The organism is Serratia sp. ASV30 (assembly GCF_016428815.1).
Classification (GTDB): domain Bacteria; phylum Pseudomonadota; class Gammaproteobacteria; order Enterobacterales; family Enterobacteriaceae; genus Chania; species Chania fonticola_C.
In genome coordinates, this window is record NZ_JAELTL010000026.1 from 38,447 (window position 1) to 64,442 (window position 25,996).

Annotated in this window: 21 protein-coding genes and 1 pseudogene; 12 read left to right on the plus strand and 10 right to left on the minus strand. The window is 55.1% G+C overall.

What is annotated here, in order from left to right; genetic code table 11:
* Positions 1-14 precede the first annotated feature (14 nt).
* A complete protein-coding gene (locus tag JHD74_RS13455) occupies positions 15-701 on the plus strand; it encodes a response regulator (protein WP_199062874.1) in 687 nt (228 codons plus the stop codon).
* Between the two features lie 128 nt (positions 702-829).
* Here JHD74_RS13455 and ompL read toward each other — a convergent pair whose 3' ends face one another.
* The 8 genes from ompL to yihU form a co-directional block, all read right to left on the minus strand.
* Entirely contained in the window at positions 830-1,549 is a 720-nt protein-coding gene (ompL, locus tag JHD74_RS13460; protein ID WP_199062875.1) for a porin OmpL, read from the minus strand.
* A gap of 104 nt (positions 1,550-1,653) precedes the next feature.
* Positions 1,654-3,090: an MFS transporter gene (locus tag JHD74_RS13465; RefSeq protein WP_024530707.1), complete on the minus strand. Its 1,437-nt coding sequence runs from the start codon at positions 3,088-3,090 to the stop codon at positions 1,654-1,656.
* A gap of 85 nt (positions 3,091-3,175) precedes the next feature.
* Positions 3,176-4,573: an MFS transporter gene (locus tag JHD74_RS13470; RefSeq protein ID WP_024530706.1), complete on the minus strand. Its 1,398-nt coding sequence runs from the start codon at positions 4,571-4,573 to the stop codon at positions 3,176-3,178.
* A gap of 80 nt (positions 4,574-4,653) precedes the next feature.
* On the minus strand, positions 4,654-6,681 hold the full coding sequence (locus JHD74_RS13475) for an alpha-glucosidase (protein ID WP_199062876.1): 2,028 nt from the start codon (positions 6,679-6,681) through the stop codon (positions 4,654-4,656).
* Positions 6,682-6,735: 54 nt separating this feature from the next.
* The gene (locus JHD74_RS13480) at positions 6,736-8,079 is read right to left on the minus strand and encodes an L-fucose/L-arabinose isomerase family protein (protein WP_199062877.1); all 1,344 of its coding nucleotides are present in this window, start codon (positions 8,077-8,079) and stop codon (positions 6,736-6,738) included.
* Between the two features lie 27 nt (positions 8,080-8,106).
* Positions 8,107-9,150 (minus strand): aldose epimerase family protein, encoded by a 1,044-nt coding sequence (locus tag JHD74_RS13485; protein WP_199062878.1) that lies wholly within the window; start codon positions 9,148-9,150, stop codon positions 8,107-8,109.
* 47 nt (positions 9,151-9,197) lie between these two features.
* Positions 9,198-10,061 (minus strand): class II fructose-bisphosphate aldolase, encoded by an 864-nt coding sequence (locus JHD74_RS13490; RefSeq protein WP_074029592.1) that lies wholly within the window; start codon positions 10,059-10,061, stop codon positions 9,198-9,200.
* 48 nt (positions 10,062-10,109) lie between these two features.
* On the minus strand, positions 10,110-11,000 hold the full coding sequence (gene yihU, locus JHD74_RS13495; protein ID WP_074029593.1) for a sulfolactaldehyde 3-reductase: 891 nt from the start codon (positions 10,998-11,000) through the stop codon (positions 10,110-10,112).
* A gap of 225 nt (positions 11,001-11,225) precedes the next feature.
* On the opposite strand from yihU, the gene JHD74_RS13500 reads away from it, so the two are divergent.
* The 11 genes from JHD74_RS13500 (at position 11,226) to JHD74_RS13550 (ending at position 24,343) form a co-directional block, all read left to right on the plus strand.
* Complete coding sequence (locus tag JHD74_RS13500) at positions 11,226-12,122, plus strand: sugar kinase (protein ID WP_199062879.1); 897 nt, start codon at positions 11,226-11,228, stop codon at positions 12,120-12,122.
* A 36-nt stretch (positions 12,123-12,158) separates the two neighbouring features.
* Complete coding sequence (locus JHD74_RS13505) at positions 12,159-12,959, plus strand: DeoR/GlpR family DNA-binding transcription regulator (RefSeq protein WP_024530699.1); 801 nt, start codon at positions 12,159-12,161, stop codon at positions 12,957-12,959.
* A gap of 343 nt (positions 12,960-13,302) precedes the next feature.
* On the plus strand, positions 13,303-14,502 hold the full coding sequence (gene proV, locus JHD74_RS13510; RefSeq protein WP_199062880.1) for a glycine betaine/L-proline ABC transporter ATP-binding protein ProV: 1,200 nt from the start codon (positions 13,303-13,305) through the stop codon (positions 14,500-14,502).
* On the plus strand, positions 14,495-15,604 hold the full coding sequence (gene proW / locus JHD74_RS13515) for a glycine betaine/L-proline ABC transporter permease ProW (RefSeq protein WP_199062881.1): 1,110 nt from the start codon (positions 14,495-14,497) through the stop codon (positions 15,602-15,604). Before proV ends, proW begins: the two co-directional genes overlap by 8 nt.
* A 72-nt stretch (positions 15,605-15,676) precedes the next feature.
* The gene (gene proX, locus JHD74_RS13520; RefSeq protein ID WP_024530696.1) at positions 15,677-16,681 is read left to right on the plus strand and encodes a glycine betaine/L-proline ABC transporter substrate-binding protein ProX; all 1,005 of its coding nucleotides are present in this window, start codon (positions 15,677-15,679) and stop codon (positions 16,679-16,681) included.
* 678 nt (positions 16,682-17,359) lie between these two features.
* A complete protein-coding gene (locus tag JHD74_RS13525; RefSeq protein ID WP_074029595.1) occupies positions 17,360-18,559 on the plus strand; it encodes an MFS transporter in 1,200 nt (399 codons plus the stop codon).
* Between the two features lie 392 nt (positions 18,560-18,951).
* Positions 18,952-19,473, plus strand: coding sequence for a transcriptional repressor MprA (mprA, locus tag JHD74_RS13530; RefSeq protein WP_021178983.1), 522 nt, complete (start codon positions 18,952-18,954; stop codon positions 19,471-19,473).
* A gap of 22 nt (positions 19,474-19,495) precedes the next feature.
* Positions 19,496-20,947, plus strand: coding sequence for an efflux transporter outer membrane subunit (locus JHD74_RS13535; RefSeq protein WP_074029598.1), 1,452 nt, complete (start codon positions 19,496-19,498; stop codon positions 20,945-20,947).
* A gap of 21 nt (positions 20,948-20,968) precedes the next feature.
* Complete coding sequence (emrA, locus tag JHD74_RS13540) at positions 20,969-22,141, plus strand: multidrug efflux MFS transporter periplasmic adaptor subunit EmrA (RefSeq protein ID WP_024530693.1); 1,173 nt, start codon at positions 20,969-20,971, stop codon at positions 22,139-22,141.
* A 17-nt stretch (positions 22,142-22,158) separates the two neighbouring features.
* Positions 22,159-23,694: a multidrug efflux MFS transporter permease subunit EmrB gene (gene emrB, locus JHD74_RS13545; RefSeq protein ID WP_024530692.1), complete on the plus strand. Its 1,536-nt coding sequence runs from the start codon at positions 22,159-22,161 to the stop codon at positions 23,692-23,694.
* 220 nt (positions 23,695-23,914) lie between these two features.
* The gene (locus JHD74_RS13550; protein WP_199062882.1) at positions 23,915-24,343 is read left to right on the plus strand and encodes a hypothetical protein; all 429 of its coding nucleotides are present in this window, start codon (positions 23,915-23,917) and stop codon (positions 24,341-24,343) included.
* Between the two features lie 58 nt (positions 24,344-24,401).
* On the opposite strand, the pseudogene JHD74_RS26625 reads toward JHD74_RS13550, so the two are convergent.
* A pseudogene (locus JHD74_RS26625) lies at positions 24,402-24,509 on the minus strand (VapC toxin family PIN domain ribonuclease); the annotation flags it as partial.
* 212 nt (positions 24,510-24,721) lie between these two features.
* Positions 24,722-25,813: a tRNA/rRNA methyltransferase gene (locus JHD74_RS13555; RefSeq protein WP_021178989.1), complete on the minus strand. Its 1,092-nt coding sequence runs from the start codon at positions 25,811-25,813 to the stop codon at positions 24,722-24,724.
* Positions 25,814-25,996: the final 183 nt, after the last annotated feature.

Genomic DNA, 25,996 nt, shown 5'->3' on the forward strand with positions numbered 1-25,996 from the left:
CCCGGATCCGACCTATGCAACCTGAGACACTGGACGTTCTGATCGTGGAAGACGAGCCGCAACTGGCCACGCTGCACACCGAATTTCTTGAGAAAAATTTCAACCTGCGGGTGGTGGCCTATGCCGCTACCCTGGCGGAAGCCAGAGCAAAAGTGAATGCTCACCAGCCCCGGCTGATCCTGCTGGACAACTTTCTGCCGGACGGCCAGGGGATTGCGCTAATGGAAGAAGCCGCGGTGAAAAAGCCCGGTTGTTCGGTGATTTTTATCACCGCAGCCAGCGACATGAATACCTGTAGCCAGGCGATCCGCAACGGGGCCTTCGACTACATCATCAAACCGGTATCCTATAAGCGGCTGCGCAATTCGCTGGAGCGCTTTATGCAGTTTGTACAGACCCAGCGTACCTTCAAGGTCATCGACCAGAGCAGCGTCGATGCGCTGTATAACCTGCAGTCCAAGCAGTTTTCCAACGAGCCCAGCGCCAAAGGGATTGAAACCATCACCCTGGAGTTGGTGCAGGCGTTGTTCAACGATCGGCCAGAGGTAGCCCATGCGGTGGAAGACGTGGTGGCACACGCCGGCATTAGCAAAACCACCGCACGCCGCTATCTGGAATACTGCGTGACGACCCAGTTTATACGCGTCGAAATGCTCTACGGTAATATCGGTCATCCGCGCCGTTTATACCGCAAGGCTTAGGCTGACATCTGCCTGTCACATTGCAGGGCTATGCTGGCTCATAGATATCCCCTTCGATATCGACATCAATGTTACATTCAGCTCTTTTTACCCGGCCAAGACTTGGCCGGGTTTTTTATTCGTGTGGCTTAAAAGGTATACCGCAGCCCTACGCGGATACGATACTGCTCCTTATTATAATCGTTCCAGCGATCCAGCCATTGCAGCTCCAGATAGGGCATCCAATGGGTATCAATTTTATAGCTGAACTTATTGGTGATCTCCCAATGGTGACTCTTACCATTCTTACTATGGAAATCGTTGACCCGGATAAAATAATGTGGCTCGAAGGTATAATTTAACTCATCGCTGAGCTTAAAGTTCCAGTAGTTGGCAATTTCATGGGTATCGTTACGCGCCGGGTTGCCGTTAAAATCGATGGAATCATAGTTATTATGGTTATAGCGATAACGCACGGTCAGGTTGAAAAACGGCAGGAATTTATAGTTATTGTCCAGGTAGACGGCACCGCCAGAGCCCGCACTGCTCGAGTTGACCAGCCCACCAGGAGACACCGTCCATTTATCCGTTGGCCGGAACAGGGGATACCAGCCCTCCAGTTCGTTATAGCTGTGCTTGAGCTGATCAAACTTGCCAATGTTATAGGCATTGGTGGCCATCACACCGGCTCCGCCATCAAAATTATAACCGCCGCGCAGGATGATTTCGTTTAATTCAGAGGCGGTATTATAAGCCTCACGAGTTTCCAGATAGGCACGTCCGGCCTGAGCGCTGGCTGAGGCAAACAACGCCGCCGCCAGCAGTATCGTATTGGTTTTATTGCTGCTACAACCCCAGAGAGTAGACATGGTTGAGTTTCCTTGTGTCATTAATCCTGATAAAAGCATGTAGAAATCCCGCCGCCATGCCGTTAGGCATGACAGCTGTGCGCTATTGTGAGTAATACCCTGGCTTAGACTTCTTTGATTATTGCCGTATTGATTGCCGGATGAAGCTCGGCCTGTTCGTCGCGGTTTCCTTTTTTGTTGTTAATTTCAGTGATTATTTGCATAAATAGCTGTTCATTTAACTTATAGAAAAACCCCATCATGACGGCGGCTACCATCGCCAATACGCAGGGATAAATAAAGATTAACTCTCGCAGGCCTTTCAGCACCGAGGCTGACTGCTCAATATTCGGAATATAGCCGATCTGCGTCAACATAATGCCCGGTAACAATCCGGCTAATGCGGCGGAAATCTTGCGTGAAAAGGTATAGCCGGTATACACCGAGCCTTCCGCACGGATGCCGGTTTTCCATTCGCCGTAATCAACGGTATCGGGCACCAGCGCCCAGTTCAGGCTGTTGACGAAGGCCGTCCCAAAGAAGGCCATGCAGGAGAACGCCACGAAAGAGAGCGAGCTGTCGCCCCAGGCGTAGTTACACAGATCGCCCAGGCACCACAGCAACAGGCCACCAAGGTAGACCCGCTTTTTGCCAAAGCGCTTCACCGCCGCTGGCACCATCAGTACGCCAATCAGGATGCAGCCCATGCTGAAAAAGCCCATATAGGACAGCAAATGGATATCGTGCAACACGTATTGGGTGTAATAGACCTGGATCGCCAGCTTGATATTAAACGCCGCCAGCGTACACAGGTTGGCAATGCACAACACCAGCAACGGCGGGTTTTGGAATATGGCACGGAAGGACTTGAAGATGCCAGGTTTATGATGCGCCGGTACCACGTCAACGTAGCGCTCTTTGACCCCGCCGTGGCACCACCACATGCAAAACACGCCACAGGTCGCAAACACCACCGCGGCAACCAGATAGCCCATCTCCGGGCGTGAAGTGAACAGCATCTGGATCGGGACAAAGCCCACGGTGCACAACAGCAGCCCCAGCGTTGCCCCTCCCTGCCGCCAAGCGGCCAGCTGTGCGCGCTCCTGCGGGTTTTTGGTAATGGCTGGCACCATCGCCCCATAGGAGCAGTTCATCAGGCTGTAAAACAGGCCGAACAGCATAAACAGTACGGTGGCCAGTACGGTTTTGGTATTCAGGCTGAACCCGCTATTGAGAAAGTTGGCCACGGCCAGTAAAGCCACCGGCAGCGAGGCATAGAAGATAAACGGCCTGAACTTGCCCTTGGGACCGATATTACGCCGGGAATCCAGCAGCACGCCTGTCAGCATATCGGTGAAGGCGGTGAAGAATTTGGCGATCAAGAAGATCACGCCGCCGTAGATGGCGGGTAACCCCAGAATGTCGGTATAGAACTTCAGCAAATACAGGGTACCGATACACAGCATCAGGTTGGAACCGAAGTCCCCCATACCGTAGGCGAACTTTTCACGCAGCGGCAACCGCAGCGTAACGGGATCTTGGTAGGATAAAGAGTTGGCCATCTGACGGGTCCTTATTATTGTCTTACACCCTGCGTCTTTCTGGTTGCAGGGGCGAATAAATTCGCCCCGATTAACACCTGGCTGCTTATAACGCCGGGCTTACCACCCGCTTGCGCTCCTCCAGCTCACCGACGATCTTGAGGTAGTTCTTCTCCGTCAGGTGATAGAACAGCCCCATGGTCAATGCGGTCAACACGGCCAGGCCACACGGATAGAGGAAGATTAACTGCCGCAAGCCTTCCAGCGTACCAGGCCCCTGCGCCACGTTGGGAACATAGCCGATATAGGCCAGCATCACGCCAGGGAAGAAGCCCGCCAGCCCTTGGGAAACCTTGCGAAAGAAGGTAAAGCCGGTATAAACCGTGCCTTCCGAGCGCACGCCGGTTTTCCACTCACCGTATTCCACGGTGTCCGACACCAGTGCCCAGTTGAGGCTGTTGACGAAGGCCGTGCCGAAGAACGCCAGGCAAGAGAACAACACAAACAGCGTGGAGGTATTACCCCACATATAGTTCATGGCATCGCCCAGGATCCACAGCGACAGGCCGCCCAGATAGACGTTTTTCTTGCCAAAGCGTTTCACCACCGTCGGGACCAGCAGCACCCCGAGCAGGATGCAGCCCATACTGAAGAAACCCATATAGGACAGCAGGGTGATATCGTTGAGGACGTATTGGGTGTAGTAGATCTGGATCGCCAGCTTGATGTTGAACCCCGCCAGCGTGCACAGGTTGGCCACGCACAGCACAAACAGCGGTTTGTTACCGGCGATGGCCTTGAAGGACTGCAACAGACCCGGCTTGGGTGCGCCCGGTTTCGGGATCTCGACATAACGCTCTTTAACGCCGGAATAGCACCACCACATGCACAACATGCCGACGAAGGCGAAGATCGCCGCCGCCACCAGATAACCCACTTGTGGACGCCCATCAAATAGCGACAGGATCGGCACAAACGCCACGGTACACAGCAACAGACCCACCGTCGCCCCGCCCTGCCGCCAGGCAGCCAGTTGCGCACGCTCCTGCGGGTTTTTGGTCATCGCGGGCACCATCGCGCCGTAGGAGCAGTTCATCATGCTGAAGAACAGCCCGAACGCCATAAAGATCAGCGTGGCGATCACCGTTTTAACGGTGACGTCAAACGAGGCCCCCACGCCGATAAAGTTGGCTACCACCAGCAACGCCACCGGCATTGAGGCATAAAAGATAAATGGCCGGAACTTGCCTTTAGGGCCAATATTGCGCCGGGAATCGAGCATCAGCCCGGTGCCCATGTCGGTAAAGGCGGTAAAGAAACGCGAGATGAGAAAGATCAGCCCGCCCCACGCGGCGGGGATCCCCAACACGTCGGTATAGAATTTCAGCAGATACAGCGTGCCGACACACAACAGCAGGTTGGAGCCGACATCGCCCATGCCATAGGCGAATTTCTCGCGCAGGGGCAATATCAGCTTCACCGGATCCTGGTTAGCTTCACTCATGGTGATTCTCCTTGGAAAACACCTATTCCCAGAGATAGCCGCCCTTGCCGATTTGGCAACGGACGGCTGACAGTTGGTGATTACAGCGTGCGTAGCGAGGCGAACAACTCCGCCCACTCGCTATCCGCCCGATAGAACACCGGCGGCTGGCCCATTGGGGCTGCTATCGTCACCTCGGCCCCTCCGCTATGCCGCTCACCGGTCCACAGGTTGATCCAGCTATCCTGCGGCAGGTAGAGCGTCCAGTCGGTGCGCCCTTCTTCATGCACCGGAGCCACCAGCAGATCGCGGCCAAACAGGTATTGGTATTTCAGGCTGTAGGTGTGGGCATCGTCTTCATAATGCAGGAACAGCGGGCGCATCACCGGTAAGCCGGACTGCGCATTGAGCGCCACCGCCTGCTTGATGTACGGCTTGAGGGAGCTGAATACCTGGCTCATGCGGGCAAACTGACGGATGGTTTCCACGTCATGATCGAACTGCCAGTTATCATCCGGACGGTTGCCTTCATGGGTACGCATCATCGGCGTGAAAGCGCAGAACTCGCACCAGCGCATCAGCAGTTCTTTGCTGCGTTTCATCTCAAACAGCGTGGTGTAACCGCCAATATCACTGTGGTGCAGACCGTGGCCGGTCATCGCCAACGACAGCGCCGCCGGGATCACCGAAGCCAGGCCGTCGTCCAGGCTCCAATCCACGTTCTGATCGCCCGCCCACATCATTACCGAATACTTCTGGCTGCCGGTGTAGCCCGCGCGCATAAAGAACAGGATCTCGCCCAGCTTGCCGCATTCTTCCAGCGCGTCGTAGTTGCACTTGGCCCATAGTGCTGGCCAGGCGTTATGCATGATTTCCGCATCGATGCCGTTATGCAAAACGGTATCGGTCGGCAGATATTCGCCAAAATCTGCCATCCAGCCGTCGAGGCCAAATTCGATCAGATTCTTTTTGATGACGTTCTTGTACCAGTCATAAGCTTCAGGCTTGGTGAGATCGACTACGCCAGCATAGAACTCGCCAAATTCGACCTGGTAGTCTTTGCCGTCGTAATCCTTGGTCAGATAGCCTTTCTCGGCCGCCTCGGCATACAGCTCTTTCTCTATGGCCACGTAAGGGTTGATGTACCCCAGAAAATGTACCCCCTCTTTTTTCCACTGCGGGATGCGTTTATCCAGCTCCGGGTACAGCTCGCTGTCCCAGCGCCAGTTCCACATCAGGCGTTTGCCAAAAGAGGTGATCCGCCGTCCTTCCCAGTCCTGCGCCCAGATCCCGCTAACCTTGACACCGTGCTCGCGCATTACGTCCAGCTTCTGTTGGCAGACCTCGGTGCCGCCCTGAATACCCAGGATAACGCCGTCATACACCCAGTCCGGCAGTTCCGGCTGGCGGCCAAGTAATGCGGTCAGCTTTTCCAACAGGCTGATGTAGCTGTCGGCGCAGTCAAAGCGCAACACCGCCTGATCCTGCCAGATCGCCAGCTCATGGAACTCTGGTGCAGAAAAATCAAAGTTCATGTAGCAGCTGTTTTCTACGTGGCAGTAATATTTCTGGCTGCTGACAAACGTCGGCTGCGGGAAGAAGGTCCAGTAGTAATCACCACCTGCGTTCTCCTGGCAGTCTGCCTGCCAGGTAACGTAGGTCTGCTTGTTACGGCCAACCCCCTGCTCACTGGTCCATAACGGGAAAGGTTTGCCGCGCAGGTCGAAATAAGAAAACTGTTCGCCGCAGCCATAAACGTGATCTTCCTGCTGGGCTGCCAGGCGCAGCCACATGCGGTTGTTCTGCTCGTCGCTGTTGCGCAGCTGCATTTCCAACCGCCCTTGTGCATCGGTAGTGATTGCCAGTGTGCACTGGGCCACATCGCCCCGGCTAAAGCGGATCAGCCAGCCTTTGCCCTGCGGGACGATCTGGGTTTCGGTCAGCGCCAGTTTTTCACTGAGCTGGTCTTTGATGCTGAAGTTGCCGCGGAACATCTCGATATCCGCCTTGCCGCGCCCAATCCACAGGCACGGAGCCGCAGCCGTGTGTTGTAGCAGCACTCGCTGCTGAAAGGTCAACGTAAATCCACCTGCGTGTTGCGTGAGTTCCAAGCCTTGCTGAGAAGCCATGATCCATTCTCCAAAAGGTTAAATGCCGTATTTTTCCAAGCGTTGGTCGCCCGCTCAGGTCAGTTCAATCACGTCCAAACCAAGCAGACCGGCCACTTTGCGCAGCAGCGGACGGTGCTCGCCGTAAACCAGCGAGGTGTGGTGCTCCATACCTGCCGCAATAAGACGCTGGCGATAAGTGTCTGCATCTACATCCAGGCGCGCGGTCCCGGCTGTGCCGGAAAACGCCAGCGGAGCCTTGATCATTTCGCCACCGGCCAGCATCAGGCGCAGCTTGCCCTCACCCTGAGTGATGCGGCATAGCGTGATGCGCCCCGGTTTGAGAGCAAATTCAGACAGCAAAGGAAGCTTGCGGTTGGAGTGGATCGTGGCCTGTACCGGGCCATCACGATCGGCCATTTCGATCGGTGCCTGCCCGCAGTGCCAAAACACCACGCTGTTATCCTGCGGATCGATATCCACCAGGTCGGTATTGAAGGCCGCATTGCCAGAGGCCCACTGCGCCATCAGCGAAGAGAGCACGCCAAACATGTCGGCTTCGCAGCCACAGGGCACTTTATCTTCGTTCATCAATGCCAACGCCCCACACGCAGCGCATCCGTAGTCGGTAAAGAAATCCGGCCAGCAGCGCACGGCAATGCCGGTGTAACCTTCACGCTGCGCCTTTTCACGTAGGGCAGAATAAACCTTGAGCGTTTTGCGGGTGGCCGTTTGATCCATCTCCGCCAGGTTAGGGAAATCCTTGGCACGGCGGGCATAAGGCGCATCAGCCACGCTGTCCGGCAGCGCCTTCACCTCTTCAATAAACTCCAGCACCGGCTGGCGAGTCACCTCAACGCCAAAGTGCTGCGTCAGCTGCTGCTGGTTGTAGTTGCAGGCGTCAAAACCCAGCGGGTGCTCGCCAATCACCATCACTTTGGCCTGTTTGAAGCGTTTAACAATCGCTGCGGCCTGCGCCAACTGCTGTAATTCGTTAATCACTCGACTATCGTCCGGCAGGCCGTGCAGCGTTTGCACGTTGATGGCTTCACGGCTCAGGGCATGGCAAGCCAGATTCACCCCGCAGAAAGAGTTAAGGCGCAAACGGCCACCGGTACGGGCTTCCGGGAATGACCACATCGCCGTGGGCACTGGGAAATCACGCACCACTTCGGTGGTGAGGGAGGCATCGGTAAAGGTCACTTGCAGGATCAGCAGCAGATCGAGATTGGCCTGTTTGAGTGCAGGCAGTATTTGCAGAGCCGATTCGGCATCAAACTGCAATACCGGTTCCCCCACCAACTCGATATCCATCCCGCTCAGCGTCTGCCAGGCCTGCGCCAACATCTCTTGCGCGTAGGGCACATCGAAGGTCGCGCGGCCAAGCGACAATACGCCTACTTTTGCTTTATTTTTCATCACATTGCTTCCAGTAATCGAATAAATCTATGCCACGGTGCTGAAGCGGTGTTCAGTCTGGCTGTAATAGTTTTCCCCTGAGCGCAGCACTACGTTGCCAAAATGGGCGTGGTGAATGCTGTCTGGGAACGCCTGGGTTTCAAGGCAGATGCCGGAAAACGCCTGATAGCGATGGCCAGCCTTGCCATTCCAGATCTTGTTGGAAAGCTTAAAGGCGTTATAAAACTGCACGCCCGGCAGCGAGGTGTGTACTTCCATCACACGCCCGGTCTGTGGGCAGATCAAGCTCGCTGCGGGATGCAAAGCACCGTCGCCAGGCTTAAGCACATAGTTCATATCAAAATCCTGTGCCGGGCGGTGCAGCATGGCGTCCCCAAGACGACGGGCGTTGCGGAAATCAAATGCCGTCCCGGCAACGCGGCGGATTTCTCCGGTGGGTAGCATGGTGATTTCATCCACCGGGGTGATGAAGTCGGCGTCGATCTTGAGCTGCTGATCGTGGATCAGGTGCTGATGCCCGCGCAGGTTGTAATGGCTGTGATTGACCAGATTGACCAGCGTCGGCTTGTCCGTCTGCGCCTCAAAGCTCAGCGTCATCACGTTATCTTCCGTCAGGCCGATGCGGTGGCTAACCTGCAGATTGCCCGGATAACCTTCCTCACCATCGATAGAGGTACGGCTGAAAATAATGCCGTCGCCGTCTTCCTGTGCCTGCCAGACATACTTGTCAAAACCCCGACGTCCGCCGTGCAGGTGTTGTCCGGTAGGGAGTTCATTGGTGGCCAGAATATATTCCTGACCGTCGATGCTGAAACGACCACCGGCAATACGGTTGGCGCAGCGCCCGGCTATCGCGCCGAAGAACGGATGCCCGGCCTGATAAGCCGCCAAATTGTCGAACCCCATCACGACATCTTCCGCATGCCCATGGCGATCCGGCACCCAAAGCTCGGTAATAATGCAACCGTAATCGGTCATGCACAGCCGCATTCCGTTGGCATTGGTCAGCGTGAAAAGGGAAACGGCCTGCCCTTGATGTTCGCCAAAATGCTGGCGTTGAATGGTTGTCATAATCGATGCCCTATGGTTAGCGCGGCAGCTTGCCGCGCAACGGTTGCTTAAAACTGAGCGGCTTTCCCCTGGCTGCCAAACAGCCTGATTTTTTCGGCGACCTTGGCCTGCATCACATCACGGCCATGCCCGAGGGACACCGCCAAGACAAACTCGTGCGGATCTTTGTCGAGCACTTCAGCCATCCCCTGGGTGAAGGCCTGCCGCAGTTCGGTGTCCACGTTCACCTTGGCGACCCCCAGTGAGACCGCCTTACGGATCTGATCGTCCGGTACGCCGGAGCCGCCGTGCAGCACAATCGGCTTTTTGACGATCTCGCGGATCTCTTGCAGGCGCTCGAACGCCAGCTTGGGCTCCTGCTTGTAGAGGCCATGAGCGGTGCCGATGGACACCGCCAGATAATCCACCGTGGTCGATTGAGCAAACTGCAGCGCTTCGTCACTGCTGGTGATCAGGGCGTCTTTTTCGTCGACCGAAATATCATCTTCGGTGCCGCCGATCTTGCCGATCTCACCTTCGACCCCAATGTTCAGCACGTGGGCAACGTCCGCCACGGCACGGGTGATCCGCACGTTTTCGTCAAATGACAGGTGAGAGCCGTCAAACATCACCGACTGGAACCCGGCCTGCACCGCCTGCATGGTCTGAACGAAGCTGCGGCTGTGATCCAGGTGGATGCACACCGGTACCGTGATATCGTGCATAAAGGCATCGATCATCGCCTTCATGGGCTCCAGCCCCATCACGCTAATCACTTTCTGCCCCACCTGGATCATGATCGGGGCCTGCTCCTGTTCGGCTGCCAGCAAAATGGCGCGAATGGTTTCGGCGTTGTGTGCGCTGAACGCGCCGATGGCATAGCCGTTTTCCCATGCATGTTGGATCATGGTGTTACCAGATAAATAAGGCATTTCTTCTCCCCTCTGCGCGCTGAATAGCAACCGCAATTACGTTAAGTGTTACGCGTGATTCGCTCTGCCCGAAGCAGCCCGAACCTGTTCCAAAATGGCACTCCAATCCTGACGCCCACGTCCGCTGGCCCGCGCCTGGCTGTAAACCTCGCGTGAGGCTGCGCCCATCGGCATGGCAACGTGCAACTGATTGGCCACATCGAGCGCTATGCCCAAATCCTTGTGCGCCAGATCGATCATGAACGCCGGGCTGAGATCGCCCTTCAGCACCTTGTTTGGCCAGGTGGTGGTGAAATGCCCCTTGCCTGCCGGTGTGCCGCTCATGACTTGCAGCGCGACATTAAACGACAGCCCTAGCGCCTCGCACAGCACCGCAGCCTCGGCAGACAGCGCGTTGAGCGCGATGCTCATGTAGTTGTTGATCAGCTTCACGCGGATCCCCATGCCTGGCCCACCGGCGTTGATCAGCTCCGAGCCCATCGCCATCAGCACGGGCGTCGCACGCTCCACCTGCTCGGCAGTACCACCCGCCAGGATCAACAACGTACCAGCCTGAGCATGGTCTGAAGTCCGCCCGACCGGGGCATCCATCAGGCTAAAGCCCCGTGCCTGCATTTGGGCAATCAGCCGATCCGTTTGCAGCGGGTGGATGGTGGACATATCCATCACCAATGCCGCAGGCGATAAGGTGCAGCACACCCCCTCGGCACCAAATAGCACCTCATGCACCAATTCGCCGTTAGGCAACATGGTGATGACGAACTCCGCATCCTGTACCGCCTGCGCTGGGCTGGCTGCCGCTTTGGCCCCCTGAGCGACCAAGGCGCTGACCGCCGCCGGGCTGATATCAAAAACGTTCAGCCGGTGCCCCTGCTTGATCAGGTTGCTGGCCATCGGCGCGCCCATTTGCCCTAACCCGATAAATGCGATCTGTGCCATGGTTCTCTCCTGTTGGTTACCCTTGTCATCTCTGTGTCATTTCACCGACCACAAATCAGATCATTTTTGTCTGTTTTTGATCGTATTTGTAATTTATGGTCAAAAAATTGACAGCCGTCACTCTTTTAACATTTGAGTGAATTAAAATGGTGGCAGCGTGATCGGCAGCCACTTTTTGCTGAAAACCGTTCGCTTACCACAGATCAACATCCAGGGATCCAGACCATGACTCGAATCGCATGCGTAGGCATTGCAGTGCAAGACCGTCTGTATTACGTAGAGAAACTGCCTGAGGGCGGGGGGAAATATGTTGCCACCGACTACCGCGAAATTGGCGGAGGCCCGGCGGCAACGGCTGCGGTGGCCGCAGCCAGGCTAGGTGCAGAAGTGGATTTCATTGGCCGGGTCGGCGACGATGCTACTGGGCAAACGCTGTTGGCCGAGCTGGGCAGCTATGGCGTGAATGTCAGACATGCGCGCCGTTGCCCACAGGCGCGCTCATCGCAATCGGCTGTGCTGGTGGACGCCCAGGGTGAGCGCATGATCATCAACCATCCCAGCCCAGATTTACCCGAGGATGCCGAATGGCTGCATGACATCGACTTTAGCCAGTACGACGTGGTGTTGGCGGACGTGCGTTGGCATCAAGGGGCATTGACCGCCTTCACCTTGGCCCGGCGCGCGGGTGTCACTACTCTGTTGGACGCCGATGTCACACCGCAGGATATCCGCCCGCTGGTTGCTTTGGCCGACCATGCCGCCTTCTCCGAACCGGGTTTGCTGCGGATGACGGGAAAAACGCATATCGAGCAGGGATTGCGTGCGGCAGAAAATGACAAAAACGGACAAGTTTATGTCACTCAGGGTAAACATGGCTGTTTCTGGCTGGAAAACGCTCAGCTGAAACATCAGCCAGGCTTTCCGGTTGAGGTGGTGGATACCACGGGAGCTGGCGACGTTTTTCACGGTGCACTGGCGGTAGCTCTGGGTTCACAATCCGATATAGCTCAGGCGGTGCGTTATGCCAATGCAGTTGCCGCATTGAAGTGTACCCGTCCTGGCGGGCGCGCTGGCATTCCCAACTGTGATCAAACTGACTCTTTCCTGGCCAGTTTTGTATAATATGGTTGGCCGATGACAATATTAAGGGAGTGGAGCATGAGTCTGACTGAACTTACCGGCAACCCACGCCACGATCAGCTGATCCAGTTGATCGCCAAGCGCGGCTATATGAACATCGACGAGCTGGCGCAATTGCTGGAAGTGTCAACGCAGACGGTCAGGCGCGATATCCGCAAACTGAGCGAGCAGGGGCTGATTAGCCGCCATCATGGGGGGGCGGGTCGTGCCTCTAGCGTGGTCAACACGGCCTTTGAGCAACGGGAACTCTCTTACACGCAAGAGAAGATAGCCATTGCGGAAGCCATTGCCGATTACATCCCCGATCGTTCCACCATTTTTATCACCATCGGCACCACCGTTGAGCATGTTGCCCGAGCGCTGATGAACCACAGCCACCTGCGCATCATTACCAACAGCCTGCGGGTGGCACATATCCTGTATAAAAACACCGAGTTCGAAGTGATGGTGCCGGGCGGTACGCTGCGGCCCAATAACGGCGGTATCATCGGCCCCAGCGCCGTAAGCTTTGTGGAAGGCTTTCGCGCCGACTATCTGATCACCAGCGTAGGGGCAATCGAAGCCAACGGCGATCTGCTGGAATTTGACGTGAATGAATCCAGCGTGGTGAAAGCGATGATGGCACATTCGCGTCATATTCTGCTGGCTGCGGACCACACCAAGTTCCATGCTTCGGCGGCAGTAGAAATCGGCAATACCCGACAGGCGACCGCGTTATTTACCGACCTACCTCCCCCCTCTGCAATGGGATCGGTGTTACAGCAGCAGCAAGTGGAACTGGTCGTTATTCCCACCAGCAGCGAAGAACCCACGCTCTGATCTACGCTGGTAAACCTGCTGATTTTCCTGCCGTTCGTCAATGCACGCAGAACGTTACTATGCGTGCATTAATTACCCATTTGACGCTGCCAATATTCCCTGCAAATAGTTGCCATTATCGCCAATATATCCCGCCATTTCCTGTTGCTCATTACGGTTAAATAATCGCGTAAAAATCGGGTAATTATGCCCAATCATCAAACCTGATATCACTAGAAAAATCTTACGATATGAACATTGAGGGTTGTCTCAGAATGTCAGTGTGTTAGGGTATAGGGCACTCTTATTTTCTATTAGGACAATTTTAGCGTTTAATAATAAACCAAAGGAAACAGCGAATTGCATGGCAATTAAACTAGAAGTTAAAAATTTATATAAGATATTTGGTGAGCACCCGGAACGCGCATTTAAGCTGATAAACAAAGGTTTGACGAAAGACCAGCTGTTGGAAAAAACGGGGTTATCACTTGGCGTCAAGAACGCCTCTCTGGCCATTGAAGAAGGCGAGATATTTGTCATCATGGGGCTTTCCGGTTCCGGTAAATCCACCTTGGTACGCCTTCTCAATCGTCTGATAGAACCCACCCGCGGTGAGGTGCTGATTGACGGCGAGGATATATCAAAAATATCCGATACCGCGCTACGCACCGTACGGCGTAATAAGATCAGCATGGTGTTCCAGTCATTCGCCTTAATGCCACATATGAACGTATTAAATAATACCGCGTTCGGCATGGAATTAGCGGGTATTCCTTTACAGGAACGCCAGGAAAAAGCGCTGGACGCGTTGCGTCAGGTTGGGCTGGAAAATTATGCCAATGCTTATCCCGATGAACTGTCCGGTGGTATGCGCCAGCGTGTCGGCTTAGCCCGCGCCATGGCTAACGATCCGGATATATTGTTAATGGATGAAGCCTTCTCTGCGCTGGACCCATTAATTCGTGCCGAGATGCAGGATGAACTCGTCAAATTACAGGCGAAACATCAGCGCACCATCGTCTTTATTTCCCACGATCTGGATGAAGCGATGCGTATTGGCGACCGCATTGCCATTATGCAGGGCGGCGAAGTGATCCAGGTGGGGACCCCGGATGAAATATTAAATAATCCGGCCAACGATTATGTGCGCACCTTCTTCCGCGGCGTCGATATCAGCCACGTTTTCAGTGCCAAAGATATCGCCAAACGTCGCCCGGTGACCCTGATCCGTAAGACCCCCGGTTTTGGTCCGCGCTCTGCGTTGCAGATCCTGCGTGATGAAGACCGTGACTATGGCTACGTCCTCGAACGCGAGAAATTTATCGGCGTGGTATCGATAGACTCCCTCAAGCAGGCGCTGGCGGCTAAACAGACGCTGGACGACGCCTTGCTGGATGCCCCACTGCCCGTTCCGGCCGATATGCCGCTGAGCGAGCTGATTTCACTGGTAGCACAGGCCCCTTGCGCCGTGCCGGTGGTCGGGGAAGAGAACAACTATATCGGTATTATTTCCAAAGGCATGCTGCTGCAGGCTTTAGATAAAGAGGGCCCTACGAATGAGTGATAATCAGGATCCATGGGCAACGGCTGCCACATCCCCTAACGACGCCCCGGCAACCCTGGCTGCCACCAGCAGCGATCCCTGGGCAACCGGCGCACCGGCAGACAGCGTGCCCCATGATGCCGCTAATCAGGCCGCATCAAGCGCTGACTGGCTTAACAGCGCCCCAGTGGAGCCCGAGCACTTTAGCCTGCTGGATCCGTTCCACAAGGCTTGGGTGCCGTTTGACAGCTGGGTCACTCACGCCATTGATTGGCTGGTGCTGCACTTCCGTCCGCTGTTCCAGGGCATTCGCGTGCCGGTGGATTTCATCCTCAGCGGTTTCCAGCAGTTTTTGCTGGGTATGCCTGCTCCCGTCGCCATTTTGCTGTTCTCGCTGATCGCCTGGCAGATATCCAGCCTCGGCATGGGGGCAGCCACGCTGCTGTCGTTAGTCGCCATCGGCGCTATCGGGGCCTGGTCACAGGCGATGGTCACGCTGGCGCTGGTGCTCACCGCCCTGTTCTTCTGCATCTTGATCGGTCTGCCATTGGGCATATGGTTGGCCCGCAGCAAACATGCCGCCAAGGTGATCCGGCCACTGCTTGATGCCATGCAGACCACGCCAGCCTTCGTCTATCTGGTGCCGATCGTCATGCTGTTCGGTATCGGTAACGTGCCGGGGGTGGTGGTAACAATCATCTTCGCCCTGCCGCCCATCGTACGTCTGACGATCCTGGGCATCAAACAGGTGCCGGAAGATCTGATCGAAGCCGCCGAATCCTTCGGCTCCAGCCCGCGCCAGTTGCTGTTTAAAGTGCAATTGCCGCTGGCCATGCCAACCATCATGGCCGGTGTTAACCAGACGCTGATGCTGGCATTGTCGATGGTGGTTATCGCCTCGATGATCGCCGTGGGCGGTCTGGGCCAGATGGTGCTGCGTGGCATCGGCCGCCTGGATATGGGGCTGGCCGCCGTGGGTGGTGTCGGTATCGTTATTCTGGCCATTATTCTCGATCGCCTCACCCAGTCACTGGGGCGCGATCGCCGCAGTAAAGGGCTAGGCCGCTGGTATACCCACGGCCCAATCGGGTTGATCGCTCGCCCGTTTATCAAAAAAGCCTGATTGTACTTCCCGCCAACGGCTTTCTGCCCTGGCGGGCTATCTCCAAACAACATCAATAACAGAGGAAAAACTATGCGCACTACAGGGATCTGGGCGATTGCCCTTACCACACTGCTTGGTTCACAGGTTGCTTCCGCTGCTGATTTGCCAGGAAAAGGTATTTCGGTACAACCGATACAGAGCACCATCTCCGAGGAAACCTTCCAGACGCTGCTGGTCAGCAGGGCACTGGAAAAGCTTGGTTATGACGTGAAAGAACCGCGTGAGGTGGACTACAACGTAGCCTACACTTCCATCGCTTCCGGCGATGCCACCTTCCTGGCGGTAAACTGGAATCCGCTGCATGCCGATCAGTATCAGGCAGCCGGTGGCGATAACAAATTCTACCGCGAAGGGATTTACGTCAACGGTGCCGCACAAGGCTATCTGATCGACAAAAAGACCGCCGACCAATATCACATCACCAACCTTGAGCAGCTAAAGGACCCTAAAATTGCCAAACTGTTTGATACCAACGGTGATGGCAAGGCAGACTTGACCGGTTGCACGCCAGGTTGGGGCTGTGAGGCAGCAATCAATCACCATATCGACGCCTACGGTTTGAGCAAAACGGTGGAACACAATCAAGGCAACTATGCTGCCATGATCGCCGATACCATCACCCGTTTCAAAGAAGGTAAACCGGTGCTGTATTACACCTGGACGCCTTACTGGGTCAGCGATGTGTTGGTGCCTGGACGCGACGTTGTCTGGCTACAAGTCCCGTTCTCTTCCCTGCCGTTCGAGCAGAAAAACGTGGATACCAAACTGCCAAACGGAGCCAACTATGGCTTCCCAGTCAGTACCATGCGTATTGCCGCCAATAAGCAATGGGCTGAAGCCAATCCCGCAGCCGCCAAGCTGTTCGCCATCATGAAACTGCCGCTTGCCGACATCAACGCGCAAAACCTGCGGATGCATTCAGGCCAGTCCTCCGAAGCCGATATCCAAAACCATGTCAATGGCTGGATCAAGGCTCACCAGGCCACGTTTGACGGCTGGGTGAAAACCGCAGCTGAAGCAGCCGCCAAGTCATAACAGCCCTCACCCCAACCCTCTCCCACAGGGAGAGGGAGCTGTTAGCCCCTGCTCTTTTGCCAAAAAAAGATAATCTCAGCAAACCCGATTGCCCTCTCCTACAAAGTACATCACCGAATTTTCAAACCCACTCGATCGGTTCCCTCTCTCTATGGGAGAGGGAGCTGTTAGCTCCTGCTCTTTTGCCCAAAAAGGGATAATCTCAGCAAACCCGATTGTCCTCTCCTCCAAAGTACATCACCGAATTTTCAAACCCACTCGATCGGTTCCCTCTCTCTATGGGAGAGGGAGCTGTTAGCTCCTGCTCTTTTGCCCAAAAAGGGATAATCTCAGCAAACTCGATTGTCCTCTCCTCCAAAGTACATCACCGAATTTTCAAACCCACTCGATCGGTTCCCTCTCTCTATGGGAGAGGGAGCTGTTAGCTCCTACTCTTTTGCCCAAAAAGGGATAATCTCAGCAAACTCGATTGTCCTCTCCTCCAAAGTACATCACCGAATTTTCAAACCCACTCGATCGGTTCCCTCTCCCTGTGGGAGAGGGTTAGGGTGAGGGGGCACGTTTTCTTTGCTTAACTGACCGAGATCCTTCATGCGGCATACTGATAAAAATTATACATTGCCTTAACATTCCGTTGTGTCTGATACTTTGATCACAAATTTCCATTATTGAAGACCTATGAACCAACCAACCGAACACCCGGGCCTTAGCCCTGCACTGACACTGTTAATCGCGATGGCTACCGGCCTGGCGGTTGCCAGCAACTACTACGCCCAGCCGCTGCTGGAAACCATTGCACAAAACTTTAATCTATCGGTTAACCAAGCCGGATTTATCGTCACCGCTGCCCAGCTAGGCTATGCGGTTGGCCTGCTGTTTCTGGTGCCATTGGGCGATATGTTTGAACGCCGCGGGCTGATCGTCTTTATGACGCTGTTAGCCGCCGGAGGCATGCTGATCACCGCGTCCTCCAGCACCTTATCGATGATGATCCTCGGTACGGCTCTCACCGGTCTGTTCTCGGTGGTGGCCCAGCTTTTAGTGCCACTCGCCGCCACTTTGGCGCACCCGGCAAAACGCGGTAAAACCGTCGGTGTGATCATGAGCGGCCTGCTGCTCGGCATTCTGCTGGCACGTACCGTCGCCGGCGCTTTGGCGACCCTCGGCGGCTGGCGTACCATCTACTGGGTGGCCAGCGTATTGATGATCCTGATGGCCCTGCTGCTGTGGCGCGCCTTGCCACGCTATAAGCTGCATTCCGGCCTGAATTACCCGCAGTTGCTGAAATCCATCTTTTCCCTGTTCTGCTTCACCCCGTTGCTGCGTACCCGCGCGATCATTGGCGCTTTGTCGTTCGCCAACTTCAGCGTGCTGTGGACCTCAATGGCTTTCCTGCTGGCTTCCCCACCTTTCAGCTACTCCGAAGGCGTAATTGGGCTATTTGGCCTGGTGGGTGCTGCTGGCGCACTGGCTGCCTCACGCGCCGGTCATCTGGCCGATAAGGGCAAAGCAGAGCTAACCACCAGCGTCGGGCTGGTACTGCTGTTGCTGTCCTGGATCCCAATTGCGTTGGCGCCGTACTCTCTCTGGGCGCTGATTATCGGCATTCTGGTGCTGGATCTGGCGGTGCAGGGGGTGCATGTCACCAACCAAAGCGTGATTTACCGCATCATGCCGGAGGCGCGTAATCGCCTGACCGCCGGTTACATGACCAGCTATTTTATTGGGGGTGCCGTGGGGTCGGTGCTTTCCGCTGCCGCTTATCAACATGCTGGTTGGAACGGCGTAGCGGCGATTGGTGGCGTATTGTGCGTGCTGAATCTGCTGACCTGGTGGCGTGGCAAGCGCCATGACCCGCAAGGGCCAGCCATCAGCTAGTTAGCAAGAAAATAATAACCCTTGAAATTTATTAGGCCGCAGGGTGTAAAAATTACTTACACTCTGGTAATATTGTCGCGGTAAATTATTGGCGACCTATACACCCTGCGCCCCGGACCTCCATGAACGACCTTACTCACGTAAGATTTCTTTCTATCCCCCCGCAGGATGCCGTAGTTCTCCGCCCAATTGCATAAACAAACCTTACCTATCTCAGCCTGCGGAACGGCAGAATTTGTGCCTTCAATCACAAGACCTTAGGGTCTGTGGCGTTAAGCATTTACAAACAACTTACAAATGACACGAATTGCTAAATTATTCCCCTTGCTGAAGATTTACATTATTAATCACTATCGTTACTATACCGAACGAAATTAATGAGGCACTAAATTATGGAAAGCTCGTTTACCCCCATAGAGCAAATGCTGAATTTCCGCGCCAAACGTCAGAAAGACTTCCCATACCAGGAAATCCTGCTGACCCGCCTGTGCATGCATATGCAAGGCAAGCTGTTGGAAAATCGCAATAAAATGCTGAAAGCACAGGGAATTAACGAAACCTTGTTTATGGCTCTCATTACGCTGGATGCGCAGGAAAACCACAGTATTCAGCCTTCTGAGCTAAGCTCAGCCCTGGGTTCGTCACGCACCAATGCTACCCGCATTGCCGATGAACTAGAGAAACGCGGGTGGATCGAGCGCCGGGAAAGCGATCACGATCGCCGCTGCCTGCATCTGCATATGACCCAGGCTGGGGAAGCGTTTCTCGAACAATTGCTGCCACCGCAGCATAAATGTCTGCACTTTCTGTGGTCTACGCTGAACGACGAGGAGCAGCAGCAGCTTGAAATGCTGACGCGCAAATTGTTGACCCGTTTGGATCAGATGGAAGTTTCAGAACAGTTATCTCAATAATTCCTGTTCAGGTAATCATTTTATGCGATCCCCGTTAAACTGGAGATTCACCCCGCTGTTCGCCGTTCTGTTGCTGGCGGGGTGCGCATCTACCGATAATATTGCCCCGCAATCCAAGATGATGGATCCGCAACAGCTGCAGCTTGCCCAGCCGAAAGTCAGCTCGCTGGCCATCAGCCCGCAATGGTGGCGCACGCTTAACGATCCCCAGCTTGATAGCCTGATGACCCAGACGCTGCAAAACTCGCCTTCGCTGCAACAGGCGAGCGCTCGCGTGCGTGAAGCCCAAAGCGTGGCGGGGGAAGCCAGTGCTGCCAACGGCCCTAATCTGGATCTGAATGCCAGCATCAACCGTCAGCGTCTGGCGCAAAACACCAACCTGGGCTTTGGCTATCTGCCCAACCCGGTGTATGAGTCCACCAACTCGCTGGGTTTGAATCTGGCTTATGAGTTTGACTGGTGGGGCAAATATCGCAATCAGGTCAATGCGGCAAAAGCGCAGATCGATGCCGCTCGTGCCGAGCAGGCACAAGCCGCTCTGACGCTAACCAGTTCGGTTGCCTCTGCTTATTACCAGTTACAGGCGAATTACGCGCTGGAAAATGTGCTGCAACAAGAGGTGGATAACAATCAACGCCTGGCCGACCTGCGCCAAAAGCAATATAAAGCCGGGATCTACGGCGTGGAAATCCCGCAACAGACCCAGGCACAAGCCGACAGTGCCAAGCAGCAGATCATCCAGCTGCAGTCACAGATTGAACAACTGAAACACCAGTTGGCCGCCCTGGCCGGTCTTGGCCCGAATGCGATGCAGTCTCTGCATCCCGTGGCCATGCCAAGCGAAGAACAGTTAGCCCCCAAAGGCGAACTCACCGCGGATTTGCTGGGTAAACGCCCGGATATCGTGGCACAGCGCCAACTGGTGGAGTCCTATAACCAACGGGTCAGTGCGGCACGCAAAGAGTTCTACCCTAGCCTGTCGATCTCGGCCTTTGCTGGCTTGACCACCACCAACGTCGGCGGTACCAGCCCGAATCTGTTTGAAGCCGCCAGCCAGGCGTGGGGCGTGGTTCCAGCCATTTCCCTGCCTATCTTCCATGCCGGTGCGCTACGCAGCAAGCTGGGTGAAGAGTCCGCACTCTACGATCAGGCGGTAGGTTCCTATAACCAAACGCTCGTCAATGCGTTACAGGAAACGGCCGACGCCATCACCATTCAACAGAGCAGTAGCAAGCAGCTGCTGCAGGCAACCTCTGCCTCCCAATCCATGCAGGATGTGTACCGGGTCGCCAACGCCAAATACCAGGCTGGGATTATTGGGCGTGATGAACTGTTGACCAGCCAGACGCAGCTATTACAGCAGCAACAGGCGCAACTGAATGCCAGCAGCAACTTGATGCAGGCGAAGATAGCATTGGTACGCGCGTTGGGGGGTGGCTACCAGGCCCCGGCGGCAGCGGAACCTAAAGCATAATTTTAGAGCGTGGAGAATACCATGAGTGCAAGCGCGGAAACTCAAACCCCGCAGCAACCGGCTGGCAAAAAACGGCAGCGTAAATTCTGGCTGCTGCTGTTGACGTTTATTTTTGTGATTATTGGGGTGGCCTATTTAGTCTATTGGTTCCTGGTGCTGCGTCATCACCAAGAAACTGACGATGCCTACGTGGCCGGTAATCAGGTGCAGATCATGGCCCAGGTTTCCGGTAGCGTGAACAGCGTTACCTTTGATAACACCGACTTTGTCCGCAAAGGCGATGTGTTGTTAACACTGGATCCCACCGACGCCGAACAGGCGTTTGAGCGGGCCAAAACCGCGCTGGCCAACAGCGTGCGCCAAACGCATCAGTTGGTGATCAACGGTAAGCAGTATCAGGCTAACATTGCGCTGCGCAAATCCGAGCTGAGCAAGGTAGAAAACGATCTCAAGCGTCGTATCGTGCTGGGCAACGCCGATGCGATTGGCCGCGAAGAGCTGCAACATGCGCGTGACGCGGTAGACAATGCCAAAGCGGCACTGGAAGTCGCAGTCCAGCAATACAATGCCAATCAGGCGATGGTGCTGAATACCCCGTTGGATAAACAACCTGCCGTGCTGCAAGCCGCCGCACAGATGCGCGACGCCTGGATGGCGCTGCAGCGTACCCGCATCGTCAGCCCAATCACCGGCTTCGTTTCACGCCGCAGCGTGCAAGTGGGGGCGCAGATCTCCCCAGGGATGCCTCTGATGGCCGTAGTAGCACCGGATCATGTCTGGGTGGATGCCAACTTTAAAGAAACGCAGATCGCCAATATGCGTATCGGCCAAGAGGCTACCGTAGTGAGTGACCTATACGGTAGCGACGTGGTGTTCAAAGGCAAGGTCGTGGGTATCGATATGGGCACCGGCAGCGCGTTCTCACTGCTGCCTGCACAGAACGCTACCGGCAACTGGATCAAAGTGGTGCAGCGTTTACCCGTGCGTATCGAACTGGACGCACAACAGGTTGCTGAGCATCCTCTGCGTATCGGCCTTTCTACGCTGGTCAAAGTCGATACCACCAATCTGGACGGCCTGGTGCTCTCCGATACGGTACGTCAAAAACCGCTGTTTGAAACCAGCGCGCTGACGCTGGATCTGGCGCCGGTGAATCAGATGATCGCCGATGTGATCCATGCAAACGCCGGTTAAGCGAGCGGGAGGCTACCTTGGCACAGAAACCGCTTGAAGGTGCCCAGCTCGCCTGGATGACGGTCGCGCTCGCCATGGCGACCTTTATGCAGGTGCTGGACTCCACCATTGCCAACGTGGCGATACCGACCATTTCGGGTAACCTCGGGTCTTCCAACTCGCAGGGGACCTGGGTGATCACCTCGTTTGGGGTGGCCAACGCCATCTCCATTCCGATCACCGGCTGGTTGGCGAAACGCGTGGGTGAAGTTCGCCTGTTCCTGTGGTCCACGGCGCTGTTCGCCCTGGCCTCCTGGCTGTGTGGTATTTCCAACAGTCTGGGCATGCTGATCTTCTTCCGCGTGATCCAGGGCGTGGTGGCAGGGCCGTTGATCCCACTGTCGCAGAGTTTGTTGCTGAATAACTATCCCCCCGCCAAGCGATCGATGGCCCTGGCGCTATGGTCGATGACCGTGATCGTCGCGCCGATTTTCGGGCCTATCCTTGGCGGCTATATCAGCGATAACTATCACTGGGGCTGGATCTTCTTCATCAATATCCCGATTGGGCTGTTCGTGATCCTGGTTGCGATGTCGACGTTGAAAGGCCGGGAAACCAAAACCGAGATCAAACCGATCGATACCGTCGGGCTGGTGCTGCTGGTGGTGGGTATCGGTGCGCTACAGATTATGCTCGATCAGGGCAAGGAGCTGGACTGGTTCAACTCGACCGAGATCATTGTCCTGACCGTCGTGGCCGTGGTGGCGTTAGTGTTCCTGGTGGTGTGGGAGCTGACGGACGATCACCCGGTGGTGGATCTGTCGCTGTTCAAATCGCGCAACTTTACCATCGGCTGTCTGTGTATCAGCCTGGCTTACATGCTGTATTTCGGGGCGATCGTGCTGTTGCCACAGTTGCTACAGGAGGTATATGGCTACACCGCCACCTGGGCCGGCTTGGCGTCTGCGCCGATCGGGTTGCTGCCGGTGATCTTGTCACCGATTATCGGCCGCTTCGGTAACCGGCTGGATATGCGCCGTTTGGTCACCTTCAGCTTCATCATGTATGCCGTGTGCTTCTACTGGCGCGCCTACACGTTTGAACCGGGGATGGATTTTGGCGCTTCCGCCTGGCCGCAGTTCTTCCAGGGTTTTGCCATCGCCTGCTTCTTTATGCCGCTGACGACCATTACCCTGTCTGGGTTGCCGCCGGAGCGCATAGCGGCAGCATCGAGCCTGTCGAACTTTACCCGTACCTTGGCGGGTTCTATCGGCACCTCGATCACCACCACGCTGTGGACCAGCAGGGAGGCGATGCACCACTCGCACCTGACCGAGTTTGTGAATCCGTTCAACCCACAGTCGCAGGAGATGTACAGCAAACTGGAGCAGCTAGGCATGAGTAAACAGCAGGCTTCGGCGTATATCGCCAACGAGATCACCGCGCAGGGGCTGATCATCTCGGCCAACGAGATATTCTGGCTATCTGCAGGGGTGTTCCTGATATTGCTGGCGCTAGTCTGGTTCGCCAAACCACCGTTCAGTTCCGGCGGCGGCGGGGGCGGAGCCCACTGATCGAGTCACGCCCATAAACTCCAATGGAAGTGGCTAAAAATCTGCTGTGATATGGGGCGGTTCAAAGATGGACCGCCTCATAGAATTGAATAATGCTTTCCCCATCGACCTGATTTTGTGGATTTTGGGTACATAAAAGACAACAATAATGCCGCAGTGCCAGAATGGATATTAGTTGAATTTATAAACTTTTCTAACAGGGAATCTCTGGGCTAAAAGCATGATAAAACAAACACTGATCGCAGCAATGAGCCTTGGTATGGTTGGTTGTGCTGGCATGAAAATACCTGCCTACACAGAAGTCAAAGCAAGTCCGTATTATGATGAATGCCGCGAGTTCGCCGCCGATGTGTATAACAATGATGGGTACAGCAAACTCGTCAATGACACAGTACTACGCATGAACGAGCAAAAAGCTCAGGCTATCGTGTCTGGATGTGTGGTCTCTATGGGAAAAAACAGTCTAGAAGAAGCCAAACTTGATATGAAACAAAAGGCCGTCACTTACGGAATCATCAGTGCTGCTTGCGACACCCCTTCGTGCCAGGCTGATACGGAACAACAGCTGAAAGCTTTTACCCTTGGCAGCTTTTATGCGACACAAAAGAAGTTTCCTGAGAAAAAGAAAGTTGAGAAAGCTGATTTTTAAGAGTGAGCCAGATTATCGATCGTCAGTGCGCTCATTTTAGTCTTATCCCTTCTCATTGTTATTTTGCCCAATCCTCCAGCATCAGGTCCGTTACCCGTTCAAACTTCCGCGTATTATTGGTCACCAGAATCGCACCGGTCGCAATGGCATGACCAGCGATCGCACTTGTCCCTGTAAACCCTATACTGAGAAACCGCTAGTACGGCAGGTTTCTGTACGTATGTTGTAGCGAACAAGGATATGCCTAGATGAATACGAATAAGGGGGAGCTTTTTGAGCATAGTAGTCAGCCGGTTTTTCTACTGACTCTGATAGATCAAAGCCCTGGCTTTGCGGCCAGGGCTTTGTCATTAATCGGATTTTATATAGCCTAAAGCATTACGCCTGGTTCTGGCGCCACCAATCGGCCAACAGAATACCGGTTGCTACCGAGACGTTCAGGCTTTCTACTTTGCCAGTCCCGCCGATAGACACGCTCATATCACCCTGTTGCCAAGCGCTGTCACTCAGGCCATCACGTTCCTGGCCCAATACCAGCACCATCTTGGTTGGCAGTTTAGCCTGCGCCAACGGCGTGCCTTTATGGCTGGACGTGGTGACGATGGTATAACCTGCTTTGCGGAATGTATCCAGCACGGACAGGAAGTCATCGGCATTGATTGCCTTGATGTGTTCCGCCCCACCTTCAGCCGTACGCACTGCTGCACCAGACTCCAGCACCGCTGGATCCTGAAGTAATACGCCGTTCACGCCAAAGTGAGCACAAGAACGAACGATCGCCCCTAGGTTGTGTGGGTTGCCCACTTCTTCCAGTGCCAGCACGCAATCTTTGGCCGGTGCGTTCTGCAGGTAAGCCTGCGCATCCAGACCTTGACGCTTTTTAATCAGGAAGCACACGCCGCCGTGATGTTCGGTACCGGACGCTTTGGCCAGTTCCTCTTCATCCACCACATGGTAAGCCTTGCGGTTAGCCGCCATCCAGCGCAGTGCCTCACGGAAACGTGGGGTTACTGATTGCACAAACCAGGCACGGACGATGGCATCTGGACGGCTGGCGAACAGAGCTTTACAGGCGTTCTCGCCGTAAACACGGGTTTCTTCCGCACGTTGGCGGCGCAGCTGCTCAGGGTCGATAAAGCTTTTGCCACTGATGCCACCATGATCGAACGCCGGTTCTTCTTGCGGAGCACGAGACACGGTTTTCCACGGTGATTCATAACCACCGCTGTCTTCGGTACGCGCCGGACGACGAGGACGATCGCTTTCACTGCTGCTGCGACGGGGATCGGCACCCCGACGGTCACCACCGCGCGCCTTATCCTGACCGGCACGGCCAGAGCGTGCATTGTCAGCCGGGCGGCCTTTGCCGTCAGGTCGTTTATTCTTGTTACGGTTGTCGCCGCTATCGTCGTCACTACGGACGAACATCACTTTAACCTTACCGTTCTTGCCACTAAATGAATCGTTCATTGTCTTCTCCACCAACGCGCAGGGCGCGAAGATTACCTGATGTTGGTGCGCTAAGCCACCAACTTGCGCTAAAAGCTGGCATCTATCAAATTCATCGAACAAATCACTTGGTCGAATGCCGCGCTTTTACCGATAATAAGCAACATTAAAAATACATATTCGCAGCTCATTGTGCTGCGTCAG

Bases quoted from the DNA above. Each gene is read 5' to 3' on its own strand.
- JHD74_RS13485 (WP_199062878.1), bottom strand. From the start codon at position 9,150: ATGACAACCATTCAACGCCAGCATTTTGGCGAACATCAAGGGCAGGCC.
- JHD74_RS13500 (WP_199062879.1), top strand. From the start codon at position 11,226: ATGACTCGAATCGCATGCGTAGGCATTGCAGTGCAAGACCGTCTGTAT.
- JHD74_RS13465 (WP_024530707.1), bottom strand. From the start codon at position 3,090: ATGGCCAACTCTTTATCCTACCAAGATCCCGTTACGCTGCGGTTGCCG.
- JHD74_RS13475 (WP_199062876.1), bottom strand. From the start codon at position 6,681: ATGGCTTCTCAGCAAGGCTTGGAACTCACGCAACACGCAGGTGGATTT.
- JHD74_RS13505 (WP_024530699.1), top strand. From the start codon at position 12,159: ATGAGTCTGACTGAACTTACCGGCAACCCACGCCACGATCAGCTGATC.
- JHD74_RS13490 (WP_074029592.1), bottom strand. From the start codon at position 10,061: ATGCCTTATTTATCTGGTAACACCATGATCCAACATGCATGGGAAAAC.
- JHD74_RS13470 (WP_024530706.1), bottom strand. From the start codon at position 4,573: ATGAGTGAAGCTAACCAGGATCCGGTGAAGCTGATATTGCCCCTGCGC.
- JHD74_RS13480 (WP_199062877.1), bottom strand. From the start codon at position 8,079: ATGAAAAATAAAGCAAAAGTAGGCGTATTGTCGCTTGGCCGCGCGACC.
- JHD74_RS13455 (WP_199062874.1), top strand. From the start codon at position 15: ATGCAACCTGAGACACTGGACGTTCTGATCGTGGAAGACGAGCCGCAA.
- JHD74_RS13555 (WP_021178989.1), bottom strand. From the start codon at position 25,813: ATGAACGATTCATTTAGTGGCAAGAACGGTAAGGTTAAAGTGATGTTC.
- JHD74_RS13535 (WP_074029598.1), top strand. From the start codon at position 19,496: ATGCGATCCCCGTTAAACTGGAGATTCACCCCGCTGTTCGCCGTTCTG.
- ompL (WP_199062875.1), bottom strand. From the start codon at position 1,549: ATGTCTACTCTCTGGGGTTGTAGCAGCAATAAAACCAATACGATACTG.
- JHD74_RS13525 (WP_074029595.1), top strand. From the start codon at position 17,360: ATGAACCAACCAACCGAACACCCGGGCCTTAGCCCTGCACTGACACTG.
- proW (WP_199062881.1), top strand. From the start codon at position 14,495: ATGAGTGATAATCAGGATCCATGGGCAACGGCTGCCACATCCCCTAAC.
- JHD74_RS13550 (WP_199062882.1), top strand. From the start codon at position 23,915: ATGATAAAACAAACACTGATCGCAGCAATGAGCCTTGGTATGGTTGGT.
- proX (WP_024530696.1), top strand. From the start codon at position 15,677: ATGCGCACTACAGGGATCTGGGCGATTGCCCTTACCACACTGCTTGGT.
- emrA (WP_024530693.1), top strand. From the start codon at position 20,969: ATGAGTGCAAGCGCGGAAACTCAAACCCCGCAGCAACCGGCTGGCAAA.
- yihU (WP_074029593.1), bottom strand. From the start codon at position 11,000: ATGGCACAGATCGCATTTATCGGGTTAGGGCAAATGGGCGCGCCGATG.
- proV (WP_199062880.1), top strand. From the start codon at position 13,303: ATGGCAATTAAACTAGAAGTTAAAAATTTATATAAGATATTTGGTGAG.
- mprA (WP_021178983.1), top strand. From the start codon at position 18,952: ATGGAAAGCTCGTTTACCCCCATAGAGCAAATGCTGAATTTCCGCGCC.